Raw genomic sequence first — 18,726 nt, 5'->3', positions numbered from 1 at the left:
CACGTGCAGACAGGCTGGACGTGACCTGGCAGGCTGCACGCCATGACCTTGCACCTGCGGTGGGCGGCCGTCACCGATAGAGGCCACGTCCGGAGCAACAACCAGGACGCTTACTACGCCGGTGACCGGCTCCTCGTCGTCGCCGACGGCATGGGTGGCATGGCCGCCGGTGACGTCGCGAGCCGCCTCGCCGTCGAGGCGATGACCTCCCTCGACGTGCCGATCGACAACGACAGCCAGATGGACGCACTGCACAAGGCCCTCGAGGTGGCGAACGGCCGGATCGCCGAGACCGTCGCCGGCGACGCCGCGCTGCAGGGCATGGGCACGACGCTGACCGCCGTGATCTTCTCCGGTGACCGGGCAGCGCTGGCCCACGTCGGCGACTCCCGGGCGTACCTGCTGCGGGACGGCCGGCTGAACCAGCTCACCAAGGACGACACTTACGTCCAGATGCTCGTGGACCAGGGACTCATCCGGCCGGAGGAGGCGGGCAGCCACCCGCGCCGCGCGGTCGTGACCCAGGCGCTGCAGGGCGAGCCGGTCAGCCCGTCCTACGTCATCGTCGAGCCGGAGCCCCGCGACCGCTGGCTGCTGTGCAGCGACGGCCTCACCACGGTCGTCTCCGCCGAGCGGATCGAGGAGGAGCTGCTCGCCTGCGACGGACCGCAGGACTGCGCCGAGCGTCTGCTCGACCTCGCCCTGCAGGGTGGGGGCCCCGACAACATCACGGTGATCGTCGCCGATCTGGACGCGACCGCCTGACGGCAGCTGCGGTACGTTACTCCGGTCGCGGGACGGCCTCCCGTGGCTCTGCTGCGGGTGGTGATGACGACGGGACGGCTGTCAGCACGATCAGCCGTGACGCTGGTGCTCGTCGCCGCCGTCACGGCGATCGGCGCGTGGGTGGTTCCCGACGGCCCGGCCCAGCGGCTCTACGACGACCTGGCCCAACTCGCCGCCGGTGTGCTCGCGGCCGTCATCTGCTTCCGGTCGGGCCTGAAACGATCCGGGGCCCGGCGCCGCTGGCGGCTGCTGATCGCCGCCGGACTCACCACCTGGGCCGCCGCCCGGCTCTGGTGGGTCGTCCGTGACCTCGTCGACCCGGACCGCAGCGCGGCAGCCGTGCCCGCCGACGTCGGCTTCCTCACGCTGCCCGTCTTCACCTTCCTGGCCCTGATCGCCGGCTCGATGGCCCTGCCGCGGCCCGCGCAGGCGTCACTGCGCCGCGACCGGGTCGTGCTCGTCATCGACGCGTTCCTGATCACCGGCTCGCTGCTCGCACTGATCTGGTCGGCACTGCCCGGACGGATCTTCGACGAGGTCGGCGACAACCCGCTCGTCGTCGGGGCCGCCGCCGTCTACCCGATCGCCGACCTGATGCTCGTGGTCGTCGGCGTGCTGCTGCTGACGACCCGCCCGACCTCGGCCGCCGGCCGGGTGCCGCTGCGGCTGATGACACTGGCGATGCTCGCCTTCGGCGTCTCCGACACGCTGCGGATGCTCCACCTGAGCACCGGCGTCCTGACACCGTGGGAGTCCGCCGGCTATCTGCTCGGCCCGGGCCTGCTCGCACTCGCGGCCCTCACCAACCCCACTCTCACCGACCAGCCCGTCGTCGCCCCCGCCGAGGCCGACTGGCTCCACCTGCTGCTGCCGTACGTGCCGGTCGTCGCCACGGGTGTGGTCATCGCGGTGCGGACGGGGGCGGGCGGGCAGCTCACGTCGTACGAGGCATATCTGGGCTGGCTGGGTCTGGGTCTGGTCGTGGCCCGGCAGATGTTCACCATCGTGGACAACACGGTCCTGCTCGCCCGGGTGTCCGAGGGCCAGCAGCGGCTGCACCACCAGGCCTACCACGACCCGCTGACCGGGCTGGCCAACCGCGCGTTGTTCCGCGAGCGGCTGGTCCTCGCGCTCGACGGCCACCGTCACCGCCGGATGCCCGTGGCGCTGCTCTTCGCCGACCTCGACGACTTCAAACTCATCAACGACAGCTTCGGCCACGCCATGGGCGACCGCCTGCTCCGCGCCATCGGCGACCGCCTGATCGCCTCCGTCGGCCCCGGCGACCTGGTCGCCCGGCTCGGCGGCGACGAGTTCGCGGTGCTCCTGGAACGCCCGGCGTCCGAGGCCGAACCCGCGGCCCAGCGCATCCTCACGGCGCTGCGCGAACCCTTCGAGATCGACGGCCACACGGTCGGCATCAGCGCCAGCCTCGGCCTGGTCCTGCCCGAACCCGGCGACGTCGACCTGTCCGCCGACACCCTCCTGCGCCGCGCCGACGCCGCGATGTACGTCAGCAAACGCCGCGGCAAGAACGCCCTCGCCCGCTACACCGGCGGCTCCGACGGCGGCCCGAACGCCGACCTGCCCCACCTCCTCGCCCGCGCCCTGTCCGGCTCACCCGCCGCCAACGGCTTCGAGGTCCACTACCAGCCGATCGTCCGCTTCTCCGACGGCGCGATCGTCGCCGTCGAAGCCCTCGCCCGGTGGACCGACCCCATCGCCGGCCCGGTCGACCCCGACGTCTTCGTCACCGTCGCCGAACGCACCGGCCTCGTCGCCGCCATCGACGACTTCGTCCTCGACCGAGCCTGCGCGGACGCCTCAGCCCTGGCCAACACGTACGGCCGCCCGATCGACATGCACGTGAACGTGTCCGCGGCCCGCCTGGGCCAGCACGGCTTGGAGGAGGCGGTGGACCGCGCCCTGCAACGCCACGCCCTCCGCCCGTCCCGCCTGGTCGTCGAAATCACCGAAACCCGCCGCATCCCCGACCTGCCCCGCGCGATCGAGGTGGCCGAACGCCTCCGCCGCCGCGGTGTCCGGGTGGCGCTCGACGACTTCGGCAGCGGCTACAACGCGCTGGCGCAGCTCCACTCGTTGCCGGTCGACATCGTCAAACTCGACTCCACCCTGACCGACGTCGACGTCTCACCCGAACGGGCCGGGGCGCTGTGCCGCTCGGTCCTCGCGATCTGCGCCGAGCTCAACATCGCGGTGGTCGCCGAGGGAATCGAAACGCCGGCGCGGGCCCGGGCGCTGGCGGCGCTGGGGTGTGATCTGGGGCAGGGGTATCTGTTCGGGCAGCCGGGACCGGTCCACCGCCTGACCGCGACGATCCCCACTCAGCCGACGCCGCACTCAAGCCCACACCTAGCCTCCTAGGACGCCTCAGGCTTGGTGGCCTGTCCCACCCCTGCCCAACCCGGAGCTTCGCCGATCCGGCGTTGCCCCGGCCTACGGGTAAACCGGCCTCGATCCGGGCTGTCCGGCCTACGAGCGTCCGCGTGACTCGATCCCATGTGGACCCCGTCGCGGGCCTTTCCGTGACCGAACAGGCCCAACTCGGCCGGATGGGCCAACTTTCAAAAAATTTCGGGCCCTGCCCGAGCGACGCAGCCCATCGAGCGCCGACTCGGCACCCACGGCCCGACTTCCTTGAAGTCGGGCCTTCCCCGGGGGCGGGAGGGGCCAACTTCAAGGAGGTTGGGGTTTCCGCGGGGCGGGAGGGGCCAACTTCAACGAGGTCGGGGTTTCCGCGGGGCGGGAGGGGCCAACTTCAACGAGGTCGGGGTTTCCGCGGGGCGGGAGGGCCCAACTTCAACGAAGTCGGGGCTTCCGCGGGGCGGGAGGGCCCAACTTCAACGAAGTCGGGGCTTCCCCGGGGCGGGAAGGGCCAACTTCAATGGAGTCGGGCTCTGCGCGGGCGACGGAGCCCTATCGGTCGCCGGGCTGGCGCCCACCAGGCCCCAACTTCAACGAAGTCGGGGCTTCCCCGCGGCAGGAGCGGTCAACTTCGAGGAAGTCGGGGCCTTCCGCGGGGCCGGAAGGGCCAACTTCAACGAAGTCGGGCTCTGCCCAAGCGACGAAGCCCTATCGGTCGCCGGGCCGGCACCCCACCAGACCCCGACTTCAACGAAGTCGGGGCTTCCCCGCGGCGCGAAGGGCCAACTTCAACGAAGTCGGGCTCTGCCCGGGGCGACGCAACTCCATCGACGCCAGGCCGGCACTCCACCAGGGGCCGACTTCAAAGAACTCTGGCCCTTCACCGAGGTAGGAGGGACCAACTTCGAGGAAGTTGGGCCTCCTCGCGGCAGGAGGGCCGACCTCAAAGAGGTCGAGTCTTTCCCGAGCAGCGCGCCTCCATCAGGCACTGGCTCGGCACCCCACCACGCCCAATTTCAAAGAAGTTGGCCTCGCTCGCTGTAGGAGGACCAACTTCAAGGAGGTCGGGTCTTCCGCGCGGCGGGAAGGGCCAACTTCAAGGAGGTCGGGCCTTCACCGCGGTAGGAGGGATCAACTTCAAGGAGGTCGGGCCTTCACCGCAGTTGGAGGGATCAACTTCAAGGAGGTCGGGCCTTCACCGCAGTTGGAGGGATCAACTTCAAAGAGGTCGGGCCTTCACCGCAGTTGGAGGGACCAACTTCAAGAAAGTCGGGCCTTCACCGCGGTAGGAGGGACCAACTTCAAGGAAGTCGGGCCTTCACCGCAGTTGGAGGGACCAACTTCAAGGAAGTCGGGCCTTCACCGCGGTAGGAAGGGCCAACTTCAAGGAAGTTGGGCCCTGCCCGTGACAGGACAGGCCGAGCCCGGCCGCGTTCTGACGCCGGCAGAGCCCCGCGAATCGAGCCCGGATCCGACGCGGCATTCCGACCGTAAGGCAGCGGCCGAGACGGCGATCGCCGAGTTATGAGCGGCGGTTCGTGCGCCGGGTCGGTTCGGCGGTGGTCGGATCCTCGGGCCAGGGGTGGCGGGGATACCGACCGCGGAGCTCCGCCCGCACCTGCGGATACCCATTCGCCCAGAACGAGGCCAGGTCGGCCGTGACGGCGACCGGCCGACCCGCCGGGGACAGCAAATGGAGCAGCACCGGGATACGCCCGTCAGCCAGCCGGGGCGCGTTCTTCCAACCGAAAGCTTCCTGGACTTTGACGGCCAGCACCGGCGCAGCCGGGTCCGTGTAGTCGATGCGGACCTTGGACCCGCTAGGCACCGGAAGGCGTTCGGGTGCGATGTCGTCCAGGCGGCCGGCCACCGACCAGGGGAGCAGGCGGCGCAGGGCGGAGGCCGTGTCGATCTTCGCGAGGTCGGCCCGGCGGCGGGCCTGTTGCAGGGGTAGCCAGTCGTCCAGCGAAGACAGCAGGGCGTCGTCGTCGACCGGCGGCCAGGGCGCGCCGAGGGCGGCGTGGGCGAACGCCAGGCGCTCGCGGAGTTCGGTCGCCGTCCGGGACCAGGTGAGGAGGGCCAGGCCTTCACGCTGCAGGCCGTCGCGGAGGGCCGCCTGGACCTGGGTGGGGTCGGGGCGTTCGATGCGGCGTTCGGACAGGGTGATCGCGCCGAGGCGGTCGAGGCGGCGGGCGATCACGTCACCGTCGATCCAGCCGGTTTCGGTGGTGGTTTGTCGGAGGGTGGCTGCGGCGAGGCAGGCGCTGGCCTCGTCGAGGGGGGCGGCGCTGCGGATGCGTGCGGTGCGGGCGCCCGGGGCACGGTCGGCGTCGGCGACCGCCAGCCAGGGCGTTCCGGCCAGGTTGCTGCTGCCGGTCAGGTCCGCGGCGGTTCCTCCGGCCATCAGGTACGCGCGACCGCCGGCCTCGCGGGCTCTGGCCACCCGTTCGGGGTACGCAAGACCGATGATCAGTCCCGCGGCGAGGTCGTCGGGGAGTTCGGAGCCGCCGCCGGACGTGTTGCGGGTGATGGCGGCGGTCAGGCGGCGTACCTCGGCACGCCACGCGCCGTCGTTGTCGGTGCGGGCACGGCGCCAGGCGGTGATCAGGTCGTCGGCGCGGCGGTCGCCGTCGAGGAGGGCCACCACCTCGGCGGCTCGGCGTGCGCCTACTGTGGCGGCGCCGTCGAGGAGGGCGCGGGCCAGGCGGGGGTGGAGGCCGGCGTCGGCCAGGGCGCGGCCGCGGGCGGTGATGCGGCCGTCCGTGTCGGTGGCGCCGAGGGCGTGCAGGGTGCCCATCGCCGCCTGCATCGCGCCTGCCGGTGGGGTGTCGGGCAGGGCCAGGCCGGTGCCGTCCGGGTGACCCCAGAGGGCCAGGTCGAGGGCGAAGCCGGTGAGGTCGGCCGCGGCCACTTCCGGTTCGGGCTGGGCCGGCAGGCGGTCGTGCTGGGCCTGGGACCAGCAGCGGTAGACGCGGCCCGGCGCCTCGCGGCCTGCCCGGCCCGCGCGCTGGGTCGCTGCGGCGCGGGAGACGGGGACCGTGACCAGGGCGCCCAGGCCGCGGCTGTGGTCCATGCGCGGCACGCGGCTCAGGCCGGCGTCGACCACCGCGCGGACGCCGGGGACGGTCAGGCTGCTTTCCGCGACCGCGGTGGCCAGCACCACGCGGCGTACCGGACTCGGGCGCAGGGCGGCGTCCTGGATGGACCCGGACTGGCGGCCGTGCAGGGGCACGATCTCGGCATCGACGCCGCGCAACCGGGACGCGACCGTCTCGATCTCGCGGGCGCCGGGCAGGAATACCAGGACGTCGCCGTCGCCGTCGGTCAGGGCACGGCGGACCGTGGTGGCGACGTGGTCGAGGAGTTTCGGGTCGACGCGGAGGCCGAGCGGCGGTGCGACCGGCTGCGGGGGCGGGCACCAGTGCACGTCGACCGGGAAGAGTGCCGCTTTGGCCTCGATGATCGGGGCGTCACCGAGGATCTCGGAGAGGCGGCCCGACTCGGCTGTCGCCGAGGTGGCCAGCACCTGGAGGTCCGGGCGGAGGGCGGCACGGACCTCGATCAGGAACGCCAGGGCGAGGTCGGTGTCCAGGTGCCGTTCGTGGCACTCGTCGATGATCACGACGGTCGTGCCGGTCAGCTCCTGGTCGCGTTGCAGGCGGCGTACGAGAACCCCGGTCGTCACCACCTCCACCCTGGTCGCGGCGGAGACGCGGCGGTCGCCGCGGACGGTGTAGCCGACACGTTCGCCGACCTGTTCGCCGAGCAGGCCCGCCATGCGACGGGCAGCGGCGCGGGCCGCGACCCGGCGGGGTTCGGCCACGACGACCCGGCCCGTGCCGGCCAGCGCGAGCGGGACCAGCGTGGTCTTGCCGGTGCCGGGTGGCGCCACCAGGACCGCCGCACCCGCGCCGGCCAGGGCGTCGCCGACCTCGGTCAGGACGGCACGGATCGGCAGGTCGGGCAGGGCGTCCGCGGCGATCAGCACCGGACAAGTCTCGCGCACACCCTCGCGGCGGGCGCCGGCACGTGTTGGACGTGTTAAATCGCGGGGAAAGTGATGCCAGATCCGATGGTGGGCTGCTTGACTGTCCGTCTGCCAAACAGGGGGTGAGCGGTGGACGGGATCGAGACCTTCAACTCCCTGCCGGCCGGGGAGCTCGAGGCCGACCTGCTCGCCGTGTGCGCCGCCCCGGCCTGGGGCAGGACGGTCGCGGCACTGCGCCCGTACCCGTCGAAGGAAGCTCTGCTGACCGCGGCCGGGACGGCTGCACGGGGTCTGAGCTGGCCGGAGGTGGTGCAGGGTCTGTCCGCGCATCCGCGGATCGGGGAGCGGGCGCAGGGCGACTCGAAGGAGGCGGCGTGGTCGCGCCGCGAGCAGTCCGCGGCGGCGGGCAGCGCCGACGAGGAGACGCGCGCCGCGTTGATCGCCGCGAACCACGCCTACGAGGACAAATTCGGTCACGTGTTTCTGATCTTCGCGAGCGGGAAGTCGCAGGAGGAGATCCTGGCGGCTGCGCGGGCCCGGATCGGCAACGACGAGGCGACCGAGCGCGCCGTCGTCACCGGTGAGCTGGGCAAGATCGCCCTGCTGCGGCTGGAGAGGTTGATCGATGCCCTCGACTGACGGCACGGCGGCGCCGTTCCACACCCGGATCTCCACCCACATCCTGGACACGGCGACGGGTGATCCGGCCCGCGACGTGTACGTCCGCCTGGAACGCCGCGACTCCGAGGGCTGGCGCACGATCGCCGAGGGGCGCACCGACGACGACGGGCGGCTGCGCCATCAGGTGCCGCTGCACGACTGGCAGGCCGGCGGTTACCGGCTCATGTTCTATGTGGAGCCCTACCTGGGCGGTGACGCGTTCTTCCCGGAGATCACCGTCGCGTTCCACGTGCACGACCCGGAACGGCACTACCACGTGCCGCTGCTGCTGAGCCGTTACGGCTACACCACCTACCGAGGGAGCTGACGCCGCGTGGCGATCGTGCTGGGGAGCAACCGTTACGGCAAGGCGGAGGTGCGCCTGGTGCGTGTCACGCGGCCCGGCGACACCCACGGGCTCGTCGATCTGAACGTGAGCATCGCCCTCTCCGGTGACCTCGCGGCGACGCACCTGACCGGTGACAACGCCGGTGTGCTGCCCACCGACACGATGAAGAACACCGTGTACGCCTTCGCCCGCGAGCACGGTGTCACCTCGCCCGAAGCGTTCGGTCTGCTGCTGGCCCGGCACTTCGTCACGACGCAGGAGCAGGTCACCGGCGCGCGGATCAGCATCGAGTCGTACGGCTGGGAACGCCTCGGCCCGCACTCGTTCCGCCGGGCGGGCGACTATGTCCGCACCGCGCGGATCTTCGTCACGCCGGACGGCACCCAGGTCGTGTCGGGGCTCGAGAACCTGGTCCTGCTCAACTCCACGGCGTCGGAGTTCCGCGGTTTCCCCCGCGACAAGTACACGACGCTGGCCGAGACGACCGAGCGGATCCTGGCCACCGAGGTCGACGCCCGCTGGCGGCACCGCGGCGACTCCGCCGACTGGGACGAGTCGTTCGAGGGCGCGAAGGACGCGCTGGTCAACGCCTTCGTGAACACGTACAGCGCCTCGTTGCAACAGACGCTGTTCTCGATGGGCACGCGGGTGCTCGACAGCCGCACCGAGCTTGCCGAGATCCGCCTGGCGCTGCCGAACAAGCACCACTACCTGGCCGACCTGTCGCCGTTCGATTTGGAGAATCCCGGTGAGGTGTACATCGCGGGCGACCGGCCGTACGGCCTGATCGAGGGCACGGTGACCCGGGACGACGCACCGCCGGCGAGTTCGGAGTGGTACCTGTGATCGTCATCGAGAACGTCGCGGTCGCCACGGTCGACGCGAACGGCACGGAGTACACCGACGGGCACGTCGTGGTCGGCGACGACGGCCGGATCCGGGCGGTCGGTTCCGGTCACGCCGGCCGGTTCCCCGGCTCGCACCGCCACGTCGACGGCACCGGCTGCCTGGTCACCCCGGGTCTGGTGAACACCCACCACCACCTGTATCAGTGGGTGACGCGCGGCCTGGCCCAGGACGACAACCTGTTCGGCTGGCTCACCACGCTGTACCCGATCTGGGGCCGCATCGACGCCGAGACGGTCGGCGCGGCGGCGGGTGCGGGTCTGGGCTGGCTGGCCCTGTCCGGCTGCACGACGAGCATGGACCACCACTACGTCTTCCCGCGTGACGGCGGTGACGTGCTGGCCGCCGAGATCGAGGCCGCGCAGCAGATCGGGCTGCGGTTCCACCCGACCCGCGGCTCGATGGATCTCGGGCAGTCGTCGGGCGGGCTGCCGCCGGACCACGTGGTCGAGGAGACCGACGCGGCGCTCGCGGCCACCGAGGCCGCCATCGACCGCTGGCACGACCCGTCGCCGGAGTCGATGCTGCAGATCGGCGTCTCCCCGTGCTCGCCGTTCTCCGTCACCTCGCGGCTGATGAGCGAGGCTGCGGAACTGGCCCGGCGCAAGGGAGTCCGGCTGCACACCCACCTCGCCGAGACCGACGACGAGGAGGACTTCTGCCGGGAGAAGTTCGGCTGCACCCCCGTCGAGTACGCCGAACGCCTCGGCTGGCTGGGCGAGGACGTGTGGCTGGCCCACGGCGTGCACCTCGACGACGCGGCCGTGGCCAAGCTCGCCGCGACCGGCACCGGGGTCGCGCACTGCCCGAGTTCCAACGCGCGTCTCGGCGCCGGGCTGGCCCGCGTCCGGGACCTGCTCGACGCCGGCGCCCCCGTGGGTCTGGGCGTGGACGGCTCCGCCTCGCAGGAGGCCGCCCACCTGGGTGAGGAGCTCCGCCAGGCCCTGTACGTCGCCCGGCTCCGCGGTGGCCCGAAGGCAATGTCGGCGCGGGAGTCCCTGCGGCTCGGCACGATGGGCGGGGCGCGGTGTCTCGGCCGCCAGGACGACATCGGCTCCCTCGAGGTGGGTAAGCTCGCGGACCTGGTGCTGTGGCGCCTCGACGGGCTGGGTCACGACGGCATCGACGACAAGGTCGCGGCGCTGGTGCTGGGCCCGGCCGCCCCGGTCGAGCTGGCTCTCGTCGGCGGCCGGCCCGTTGTCGAGCGCGGTCAGCTGGTCAACGCCGACGCCGAGGCGCTGACCCGCCGGGCACGCCGCGCACACCGACGGCTACTGAGCGAAGTTTAGAAAAACTTAAGGAAAAGACACCGATAAAACGTTATCGAAGGCCCGGATCGCGGCTACCTGCGGTGCCGGTCCGGGCCATTCATAAGTCTTCTTTCGCAGGTTGATACAAGGGCCCTGACCTCTGCATACTCGCTGACGGAAACGCTACGTCGCTGGTTTGCAGAACGAAGGAAAATGGTTATGCGGACATCCCCCGCCCATGTCGCGCCCGAAGAGGCCGCCAAGCGCCGCCGCCGTACCACCCGCTTCGCCCTGGCCTCCGCGGTCGCCGTGACCCTGGGCGGCAGTGGCATCTACATCGCCAACGCGAACGCCGCCGAGACCGTCGTCCCGGGCCGCGTCCAGGCCGAGGCCTTCGCCGCGCAGTCCGGCGCCCAGACCGAGGGGACGGGCGACGCCGACGGCGGCAAGAACGTCGGCTGGCTCGCCGCCGGTGACTGGCTGCGTTTCGACAACGTCGCGATCACCAGCAAGGACCTCACCGCCCGGGTCGCCTCGGACAACTCCGCCGGCGGTTCCATCGAGCTGCACCTCGGTTCGCAGACGGGCGCGCTGCTCGCGACGATCCCGGTGACGCGGACCGGCGGCTGGCAGAAGTGGGCGACCGTCAAGGCCACCGGGGCGTCGGTGCCGACGGGCGGGCAGACCGTCTTCGCCGTCATGAAGAGCGCGCAGCAGAACGACTTCGTGAACCTGAACTGGTTCACCTTCGGCGCGGCCGGCACGCCGTCGGCGCCCGCGTCGTCGTCGACGCCCGCTCCGGTGCCGACCACGGCTGCGCCCACCCCCACCGGTGGCACCCCCTCCGGTGACGGCTGGGTGACGATGGACAAGGCGAAGTGGGAGGCCCAGCTCGCCGCGTTCACCAAGATGACGCCGAAGGCGGTACCGGCCGGCAACGTGCGGGTGCCCGAGTTCAACGCGTCCTGCACGGTCAGCCACTCGAAGCCCGACGACCCGATCGTCTTCCCGGGCCTGGCGGGTGCCTCGCACATGCACACGTTCATGGGCAACGACAGCACCGACGCCAACACCACGACGATGACGCTGCTCGAGAACGCCGGCTCCAGCTGCAAGCCCGGCGAGGACCGGTCCGCGTACTGGATCCCGGAGCTGACCGAGAACGGCAAGAAGGTCGACCCGCACGGCGTCACGGTCTACTACGGCTCGCGCCTCAAGGACCCGGCCAAGACCGTGCCGTTCCCGCAGGGCTTCCGCATGATCGTCGGCGACGCCAAGAAGCAGATCGACACCCCGAAGGGTGCCCCCGGCCAGTTCTGGTGCGCCGGCGCCGGTGGCGAGACCGGTCGCAGCACCGACGGCAACTGGCCCGTCTGCGCCAAGACCGCCGAGCTGACCTTCCAGCTCACCTTCCCGGACTGCTGGGACGGCGTGCACCTGGACAGCCCCGACCACAAGTCGCACATCGGCGGTACCGGCCCCGACGGCACCTGCGCCAGCGGCAAGTTCCCGGTGGCCATCCCCTCGCTGTCCTTCGTGATCGGCTACCCGACCTCGGGCAGCCCGGCCGGCTTCAAGCTGGCCTCCGGCAACGCCTCCTCGATGCACGGTGACGCCTTCTTCGCCTGGGACGACGAGGCGCTGGGCAGCCGCGTGAAGAACTGCATCGTCCAGAAGGCCAAGTGCGACTCGTTCGGCAACTTCTGATTCGAGGCACCACCGGGAGCGCCCGACATCCCCCGGGCGCACCCATCCCCAGATAGTTGGAAGCAGTGGCCCCCGGTTTCCCCGCCGGGGGCCACTGCCGTTCCTGCCTCCGGTACGCCGGGCCCGGCGGCCGCAGGACCGATACGGTAGCCACAGGTACGCCGCCGTCGTCGTGAGGGAGTTGCCGACCGTGACCGAGATTCTGTCCGACGAGGCCGTGGCGTTCGTCGCCGATCTGAACCGGCGGTTCCGGCCGCGCCGCAACGAGCTGCTGGCCGCCCGGGCCGCGCGCCGGGCCGAGATCGCCGCCGGGGGCACGCTGGGCTTCCTGCCCGAGACGGCCGACGTCCGCAACGGTGACTGGACCGTGCCCGCCGCCCCGGCCGACCTCACCGACCGGCGGGTGGAGATCACCGGGCCGACCGAGCGCAAGATGACGATCAACGCACTCAACTCCGGTGCGAAGGTGTGGCTGGCCGACCTCGAGGACGCCAACACACCGCACTGGTCCAACGTCGTCGACGGGCAGCAAAATCTGCACGACGCGATCCGGCGCACGATCACGCTCGAGACGCCGAAGAAGACGTACGAGCTCGGCGACGGGCCCTACCCGACGATCGTCATGCGGCCGCGCGGCTGGCACCTCGACGAGCGGCACCTGCCCGTCGACGGTGAGCCGGCCGTCGGTGCGCTGGTCGACTTCGGGCTCTACTTCTTCCACAACGCCGCCGAGCTGATCAGCCGGGGGAGCGGGCCGTACTTCTATCTGCCCAAGATGGAGTCCCACAAAGAGGCCGCGCTCTGGAACGACGTCTTCACCTACGCGCAGGAGAAGCTCGGGATCCCGGTCGGCACCGTCCGGGCGACCGTGCTCATCGAGACGATCCCGGCCGCGTTCGAGATGGACGAGATCCTGCACGCGTTGCGCCCGCACATCTCCGGGCTGAACGCGGGCCGCTGGGACTACCTGTTCAGCATCATCAAGTACTTCCGGGACAACCCGGCGATGGTCCTGCCCGACCGGGTGGCGGTGACGATGACGGCGCCGTTCATGCGGGCGTACACGGAGTTGCTCGTCTCGACCTGTCACCGGCGGGGAGCGTTCGCGATGGGCGGCATGGCGGCCTTCATCCCGAGCCGGCGCGACCCGGAGGTCAACCAGGTGGCCCTGGCCAAGGTCCGGGAGGACAAGGAGCGTGAGGCCGGCGACGGCTTCGACGGCTCCTGGGTCGCGCACCCCGACCTGGTGCCGGTCTGCCAGGAGATCTTCGACCGGGTTCTCGGTGACCGGCCCAACCAGCTCGACCGCAAGCGCGACGACGTGAGCGTCGACGCCGCGCAGCTGCTCGACGTGGCCGCCACCGGTGGTGCCGTCACCGAGGCCGGCCTGCGGGGCAACGTGTCGGTGGCTCTGCAATACCTGGAGGCCTGGCTGCGCGGCAACGGCGCGGTCGGGATCAACAACCTGATGGAGGACGCGGCCACCGCCGAGATCTCCCGTTCGCAGGTCTGGCAGTGGATCCACAACGACGTCCGCCTCGACGACGGCACCGCGATCACCGCTGAGCTGGTCGGGCGGTACGAGGACGAGGAGCTCGCCAAGATCCGTGAGGCGCTGGGCGACGAGGCCTGGGCGGCGAGCCGCTTCGACGACGCGCGCAAGCTGTTCGAGCGGGTCGCCCTGTCCGACAACTTCGCGGACTTCCTGACGACGGCCGCCTACGACTCGATCGACTGACGATGCGGCTCAGCGACGACGACTACGCCGCGCTCGACGGCCGGCTCGCCGCCCACGACGCGTTCCTGGCCGCGCGGTATCCCGGGGAGCGGCCCGGCCGTCAGCCGGTGCACACGGTCTACGTCCCGGCCGACCGCATCGGCGGCTTCCGGGAGTGGGGGACGCAGGCGCTGGCGGCGATCGACGGGTTCCCGCCGCTGCCGTTCCCGGCGGCACTGGCGGACCGGGTCCGGGCCAAGCTCGCCGCCGAGCCGATCGAGGACCTGCGGGTCGACTTCGAGGACGGCTACGGCGTCCGCGACGACGACCAGGAGGACGCCGCGGTCAAGGCGGCGGTCGCCGTGCTCCTCGACGGGCCGCGGCCACCGTTCCTCGGCCTGCGGATCAAGTCGCTGGAGGCACCCACCCGGCACCGGTCGCTGCGCACGCTCGACCTGTTCCTGTCGCTCTATCAGGAGCCGTTTGTCGTCACGCTCCCCAAGGTCAGCGGTCCGGACCAGGTCACGGCCATGGTCACCCTCTGCGAGACCCTGGAGAGCCGGTACGCCCTGAGCGCCGGCACGCTGCGGTTCGAGATTCAGATCGAGCTGCCCTCGGCGGTGCTGGGCGCGGATGGCACCGCCACGGTCGCACGGCTCATCACGGCGGCGGACGGCCGCTGCACCGGCCTGCACTACGGCACGTACGACTACAGCGCGGCGGCCGGCGTGGCGGCGGCCTATCAGGCGATGGACCACCCGGTCGCCGACTACGCGAAGGCCGTCATCCAGGCAGCCGCCGCCGGCACCGGGGTGCGGCTTTCCGACGGCTCGACGAACATCCTGCCGGTCGGCTCGCCCACCGCCGTGCACGACGCCTGGGCGCTGCACCACCGGCTGGTCCGCCGTTCCCTGGAACGCGGCTTCTACCAGGGCTGGGACCTGCACCCGGCCCAGCTGCCGACCCGGTTCGCGGCCACCTACGCGTTTTTCGCCGACGGACGGGACGCGGCCACGACCCGCCTGCGCCGGTACCTCGACCGGCAGTCGGGCGGCATCCTCGACGAGCCCGCCACCGCCCGGGCGCTCGCGGCCTACCTGCTGCGCGGGCTCGACTGCGGCGCCCTCGACGACGTGGGTTTCACCCGGGAGGAGCTGGGCGCCCTGCTCTGAGGGGGACGGTCAGCCGCCCGAGGAGCCGGTGAAGCCACTGAAGTCCGAGCCGCCGCTGCTGGTGCCGCTCGTGCTGCCGCTGCTGCGGCCGACCACGTTGGTCTTCACCGTGCCGTTCTTGACCGTGCCCACCGACGGCAGCTTGAAGGACCGTCGCATCTCGCGGTCACCGGCGGGGAACCCCTCGCCGCCGTCGAGCCGTGTCCCGGGCTTGAGGCCACGGGCATAGGTCGACGAGTGCCACAGGAAGTACGACGAGGTGCTGTCGGGGTCCTTGCAGTGGGCCGCCGCGGTGATCACCCCCTCCTCGTCGGCGCAGTAGAACACCTGGTCGGCGCCTTCGTCCTCCTCCTCCACGTAGTCGTCGCCATCGTCGGAGGACGAGGACGAGGAAGAGGACGACGAGGTGTCGCCGGTGGAGCTGTACGTCGTCGAGTCGGACGGGTAGCCCTTCTCTTCCTGCAGGGTGTTGTCGCAGGCGGCGGTGCCACCGGCGGCGAGGCCGAGGAAAGCCGCGGTCAGGGCCACGTTGCGGGAGGTCATGCGGCGGATCGTCACGCTTGTTCGTGCTCCGTTCGAGGGCCTGCTGCGGTGTGCGCGCATCGTGCCACACGACAGCACCACGCGTGGGGCAGCTTCGCCCGTCGTAGCCGTCCGGCAACGCTGGGCGGTTAGGCTCGGCCCATGGTCGATCTCGTGCTGCGGTCCCGTCGTGCCGTCACCTCCGACGGTGAACGCCCCGCCGCCGTCTCGGTCAGCGGGGGCCGGATCGTCGCTGTGGACGATCACGACGCGGTGGTCGAGGCCGCCGAGGACGTCGACCTGGGTGATGTCGCGCTGCTGCCCGGGCTGGTCGACACCCACGTGCACGTCAACGAGCCCGGGCGTACCGAGTGGGAAGGGTTTGCCTCCGCGACGCGGGCCGCGGCGGCCGGTGGGGTGACAGCCATCGTGGACATGCCGCTCAACAGCCTGCCGCCGACCGTCGACACCGCTGCGCTCGCGGTCAAGCAGGACGCCGCCCGCGGCCGGATCCACGTCGACGTCGGCTTCTGGGGCGGCGCGATCCCCGGCAACGCCCCCGCCCTGCCCGCGCTGCACGCCGCCGGGGTGTACGGCTTCAAGGCCTTCCTCGCGGACTCCGGTGTGCCCGAGTTCCCGCCGCTGAGCCCGGACCAGCTCGCCGAGGCCCTCGCCGCCGTCGACGCCCAGTTCGTCGTGCACGCGGAGGACCCCGACCATCTGCACGCCGCCGCGTCGTCCCCGGCGTACGCGGACTTCCTGGCCTCGCGCCCGCCCGCCGCCGAGCACGCCGCCGTGGCCACCGCGATCGAGGCGGCCCGGACCGCCGGCGCCCGGGTGCACATCCTGCACCTGTCCGCCGCGAGCGCCCTGCCGCTGATCGAGGCAGCCAAGGCCGACGGTCTGCGGGTCACCGCGGAGACGTGCCCGCACTATCTGACGCTGGACGCCGACCAGATCCCGGCGGGAGCGACCGAGTTCAAGTGCTGCCCGCCGATCCGCGACAGCGCGAACGCCGACCAGCTCTGGGCCGCCCTCGCCGCCGGGCTCATCACCTGCGTCGTCAGCGACCACTCGCCCTGCACCCCCGAGCTCAAGCGCCAGGACACCGGCGACTTCGCGGCGGCGTGGGGTGGCATCGCGTCCGTGCAGCTCGGACTGCCGGTCATCTGGACCGCCGCGCGCGCCCGCGGGCACACCCTCGCCCAGGTCGCCGACTGGATGGCCCGGCGGCCCGCCGACCTCGTCGGGCTGACCGCCAAGGGCCGGATCGCGGTCGGCGCCGATGCCGATCTGGTGGCGTTCGACCCGGAGGCGACCTTCACCGTCGATCCGGCGCGGCTGCACCACAAGAACCCCGTCACCCCGTACGCGGGGAAGGTTTTGCACGGCGTGGTGCGCACGACCTGGCTGCGCGGACGGATCGTGACCGGCGACGCCCCCGGCGGCGTCTTCCTGACCCGGGAGGTCTCCTGATGGAAGAGTTCACGTTGCTGCCCGACCTGGCGTCGCGCACGTTCGGTGGCGGGGTGGTGTTCGCCAACGACGAGTTCTTCGCCGCGTCGGACCACCTGGTCGAGCCGGCCGCCCCGGTCTACGCGCCGAAGACCTTCGGGCACAAGGGCCAGGTCTACGACGGCTGGGAGACCCGCCGGCGTCGTCAGGCGGGCCACGACACGGCGATCGTCCGGCTCGGCGCCCCGGGTGTGGTGCACGGCGTCGACATCGACACGGCGTTCTTCACGGGCAACTATCCGCCGCACGCGTCGGTCGACGGCTGCGCGATCGAGGGCTATCCCGACCCGATCCAGCTGGCCGAGGCGCCGTGGGTGCCGCTCGTGCCGCGCTCACCGCTGGTCGGCGACAGCCAGAATCTCTTCACGGTCGACTCCAGCCAGCGGTACACGCACGTGCGGCTCAACATCTACCCGGACGGCGGCGTCGCCCGGCTGCGGGTGCACGGCGAGATCGTGCCCGACCCGCGGCTGCTCCCGAGCGTCTTCGACGTGGCCGCCGCCGAGCACGGCGCCCGGATCGCCGGGTGCAGCAACATGTTCTACGGCCACCCGCACAACATGATCTCGCCCGGTCTGGCGCGCTCGATGGGTGACGGCTGGGAGACCTCCCGCCGCCGCGACGACGGCAACGACTGGGTGCTCGTGCAGCTGGCCGTGCCGTCGGTGATCGAGCTGGCCGAGCTCGACACCAGCCACTTCAAGGGCAACGCCCCCGGCAGTGCCACCCTGCGGGGCATCGACGCCCGGACCGGCCTGCTCGACGACCCGACGGACTGGTTCGACCTGCTCCCGCAGGTGCGGCTCTCCCCGGACACCCGGCACCGTTTCCCGGTCTCGGTCGTGCCGGTGGCCACCCACGTACGCCTCGACATCTTCCCCGACGGCGGCATGGCCCGCCTCCGCCTCCACGGCCGCCCCGACGGCGCCGTCCTCCGAGCCCGCTACGAGGCAGTGACGTAGGGATCCGTCACGGGAGCTCGACCAGCGAGGTGTGATCGTCGGCGGGCAGGTCGCCGCCGGCCACCGCGGTAATGAAGGTCTCCGGCATCGTGAGCAGGCCGGACAGGGTCGTGGCCAGCGCGGTGTCGGCGGCGTCGCGGCCGGTCGCAATGCGGATCAGGCTCTGCCGCGGTGCGAGGCGGGTGGCGTCCCAGACCGTCCAGCGGCCGTCGAGCGCCGCCTCGACCACGAGGTGGAAGTCCATCGGGGACAGGCCGGGGGCGTAGACCGCGGCCACCCGGGCCGGGATGTTCAGCGAACGGCACAGGGTGGCGACGAGGTGGGCGTAGTCGCGGCAGACCCCGCGACCGTCGAGCAGGGTGTCCGCCGCGTCGGTGGACGGGCCGCTGCTGCCGCCCTCGTAGCTCAGGTGCTCGAACACCCAGCTGGTGATCGCGCGGACGGTGGCGGCGGGGTCGCTCTCGTAGCCGAACATCGTGGCCGCGAACCCGGCCATGCGGTCGGAGGGGCAGTAACGGCTCGGCCGCAGCGCGACGATGCGTTCGACCTCGGTGACGTCGGCGGGCACGGGCCGGGTCACGGCCACCTCCGCCGAGTAGGTCACGGTCAGTTTGCCCTTCGGCGCCCGGATGTAGTGCTGGCGGCCGGGCAGCTCCACCGCCTCGACGGTCCGCCCCTCGCAGGAGACCGTGAGGAGCTCCGAGACCGGGTCGGCGGCGGCGATCAGCAGGACGATCTCGGCGGGCTCGGTCACGTCGAAGCCGAGGCTCGAACCGACCTGAGAGTTGTTCACGGCGCCACGGTATC

Annotated in this window: 14 protein-coding genes; 11 read left to right on the top strand and 3 right to left on the bottom strand. The window is 71.7% G+C overall.

Annotation, left to right across the window (positions count from 1 at the left end; translation table 11 throughout):
* The first annotated feature begins 42 nt into the window (after window positions 1-42).
* Window positions 43-765 (top strand): PP2C family protein-serine/threonine phosphatase, encoded by a 723-nt coding sequence (locus tag AFR_RS31700; RefSeq protein ID WP_023560905.1) that lies wholly within the window; start codon window positions 43-45, stop codon window positions 763-765.
* 42 nt (window positions 766-807) lie between these two features.
* Window positions 808-3,171, top strand: coding sequence for a putative bifunctional diguanylate cyclase/phosphodiesterase (locus AFR_RS31695; protein WP_238547160.1), 2,364 nt, complete (start codon window positions 808-810; stop codon window positions 3,169-3,171).
* Window positions 3,172-4,693: 1,522 nt separating this feature from the next.
* Here the strand turns inward: AFR_RS31695 and hrpB are convergent.
* Window positions 4,694-7,153: an ATP-dependent helicase HrpB gene (hrpB, locus tag AFR_RS31690; protein ID WP_041842985.1), complete on the bottom strand. Its 2,460-nt coding sequence runs from the start codon at window positions 7,151-7,153 to the stop codon at window positions 4,694-4,696.
* A 135-nt stretch (window positions 7,154-7,288) separates the two neighbouring features.
* Between hrpB and uraD the strand changes: the two genes are divergently transcribed.
* From uraD to AFR_RS31655, 7 genes are all read left to right on the top strand, one after another.
* A complete protein-coding gene (gene uraD, locus AFR_RS31685) occupies window positions 7,289-7,798 on the top strand; it encodes a 2-oxo-4-hydroxy-4-carboxy-5-ureidoimidazoline decarboxylase (protein ID WP_023560902.1) in 510 nt (169 codons plus the stop codon).
* The gene (uraH, locus tag AFR_RS31680) at window positions 7,785-8,147 is read left to right on the top strand and encodes a hydroxyisourate hydrolase (protein ID WP_023560901.1); all 363 of its coding nucleotides are present in this window, start codon (window positions 7,785-7,787) and stop codon (window positions 8,145-8,147) included. Before uraD ends, uraH begins: the two co-directional genes overlap by 14 nt.
* A gap of 6 nt (window positions 8,148-8,153) precedes the next feature.
* A complete protein-coding gene (pucL, locus tag AFR_RS31675; protein ID WP_023560900.1) occupies window positions 8,154-9,014 on the top strand; it encodes a factor-independent urate hydroxylase in 861 nt (286 codons plus the stop codon).
* On the top strand, window positions 9,011-10,363 hold the full coding sequence (locus AFR_RS31670) for an 8-oxoguanine deaminase (RefSeq protein ID WP_023560899.1): 1,353 nt from the start codon (window positions 9,011-9,013) through the stop codon (window positions 10,361-10,363). Before pucL ends, AFR_RS31670 begins: the two co-directional genes overlap by 4 nt.
* A 180-nt stretch (window positions 10,364-10,543) precedes the next feature.
* Window positions 10,544-12,031: a DUF1996 domain-containing protein gene (locus AFR_RS31665; RefSeq protein WP_023560898.1), complete on the top strand. Its 1,488-nt coding sequence runs from the start codon at window positions 10,544-10,546 to the stop codon at window positions 12,029-12,031.
* Between the two features lie 190 nt (window positions 12,032-12,221).
* Window positions 12,222-13,769 carry a malate synthase A gene (aceB, locus tag AFR_RS31660; RefSeq protein ID WP_023560897.1) on the top strand — a complete coding sequence of 516 codons (1,548 nt, stop codon included), beginning with the start codon at window positions 12,222-12,224 and terminating at the stop codon, window positions 13,767-13,769.
* A gap of 2 nt (window positions 13,770-13,771) precedes the next feature.
* Entirely contained in the window at window positions 13,772-14,920 is a 1,149-nt protein-coding gene (locus tag AFR_RS31655; protein WP_023560896.1) for a DUF6986 family protein, read from the top strand.
* A 9-nt stretch (window positions 14,921-14,929) separates the two neighbouring features.
* Here the strand turns inward: AFR_RS31655 and AFR_RS31650 are convergent, their stop codons facing one another.
* On the bottom strand, window positions 14,930-15,463 hold the full coding sequence (locus AFR_RS31650; RefSeq protein ID WP_023560895.1) for a hypothetical protein: 534 nt from the start codon (window positions 15,461-15,463) through the stop codon (window positions 14,930-14,932).
* Window positions 15,464-15,604: 141 nt separating this feature from the next.
* Between AFR_RS31650 and allB the strand changes: the two genes are divergently transcribed.
* Together allB and alc are read left to right on the top strand one after the other, a co-directional pair.
* On the top strand, window positions 15,605-16,918 hold the full coding sequence (allB, locus tag AFR_RS31645) for an allantoinase AllB (RefSeq protein WP_023560894.1): 1,314 nt from the start codon (window positions 15,605-15,607) through the stop codon (window positions 16,916-16,918).
* The gene (gene alc, locus AFR_RS31640; protein ID WP_023560893.1) at window positions 16,918-17,919 is read left to right on the top strand and encodes an allantoicase; all 1,002 of its coding nucleotides are present in this window, start codon (window positions 16,918-16,920) and stop codon (window positions 17,917-17,919) included. The genes allB and alc overlap by 1 nt, the downstream gene beginning before the upstream one ends.
* A gap of 7 nt (window positions 17,920-17,926) precedes the next feature.
* Here alc and AFR_RS48095 read toward each other — a convergent pair whose 3' ends face one another.
* Complete coding sequence (locus AFR_RS48095) at window positions 17,927-18,712, bottom strand: transglutaminase-like domain-containing protein (protein ID WP_023560892.1); 786 nt, start codon at window positions 18,710-18,712, stop codon at window positions 17,927-17,929.
* Window positions 18,713-18,726: the final 14 nt, after the last annotated feature.

The sequence above is a fragment of the Amorphoplanes friuliensis DSM 7358 genome, from assembly GCF_000494755.1.
In the GTDB taxonomy this organism is placed as follows: domain Bacteria; phylum Actinomycetota; class Actinomycetes; order Mycobacteriales; family Micromonosporaceae; genus Actinoplanes; species Actinoplanes friuliensis.
This window is presented reverse-complemented; position numbering and strand designations above follow the sequence as displayed.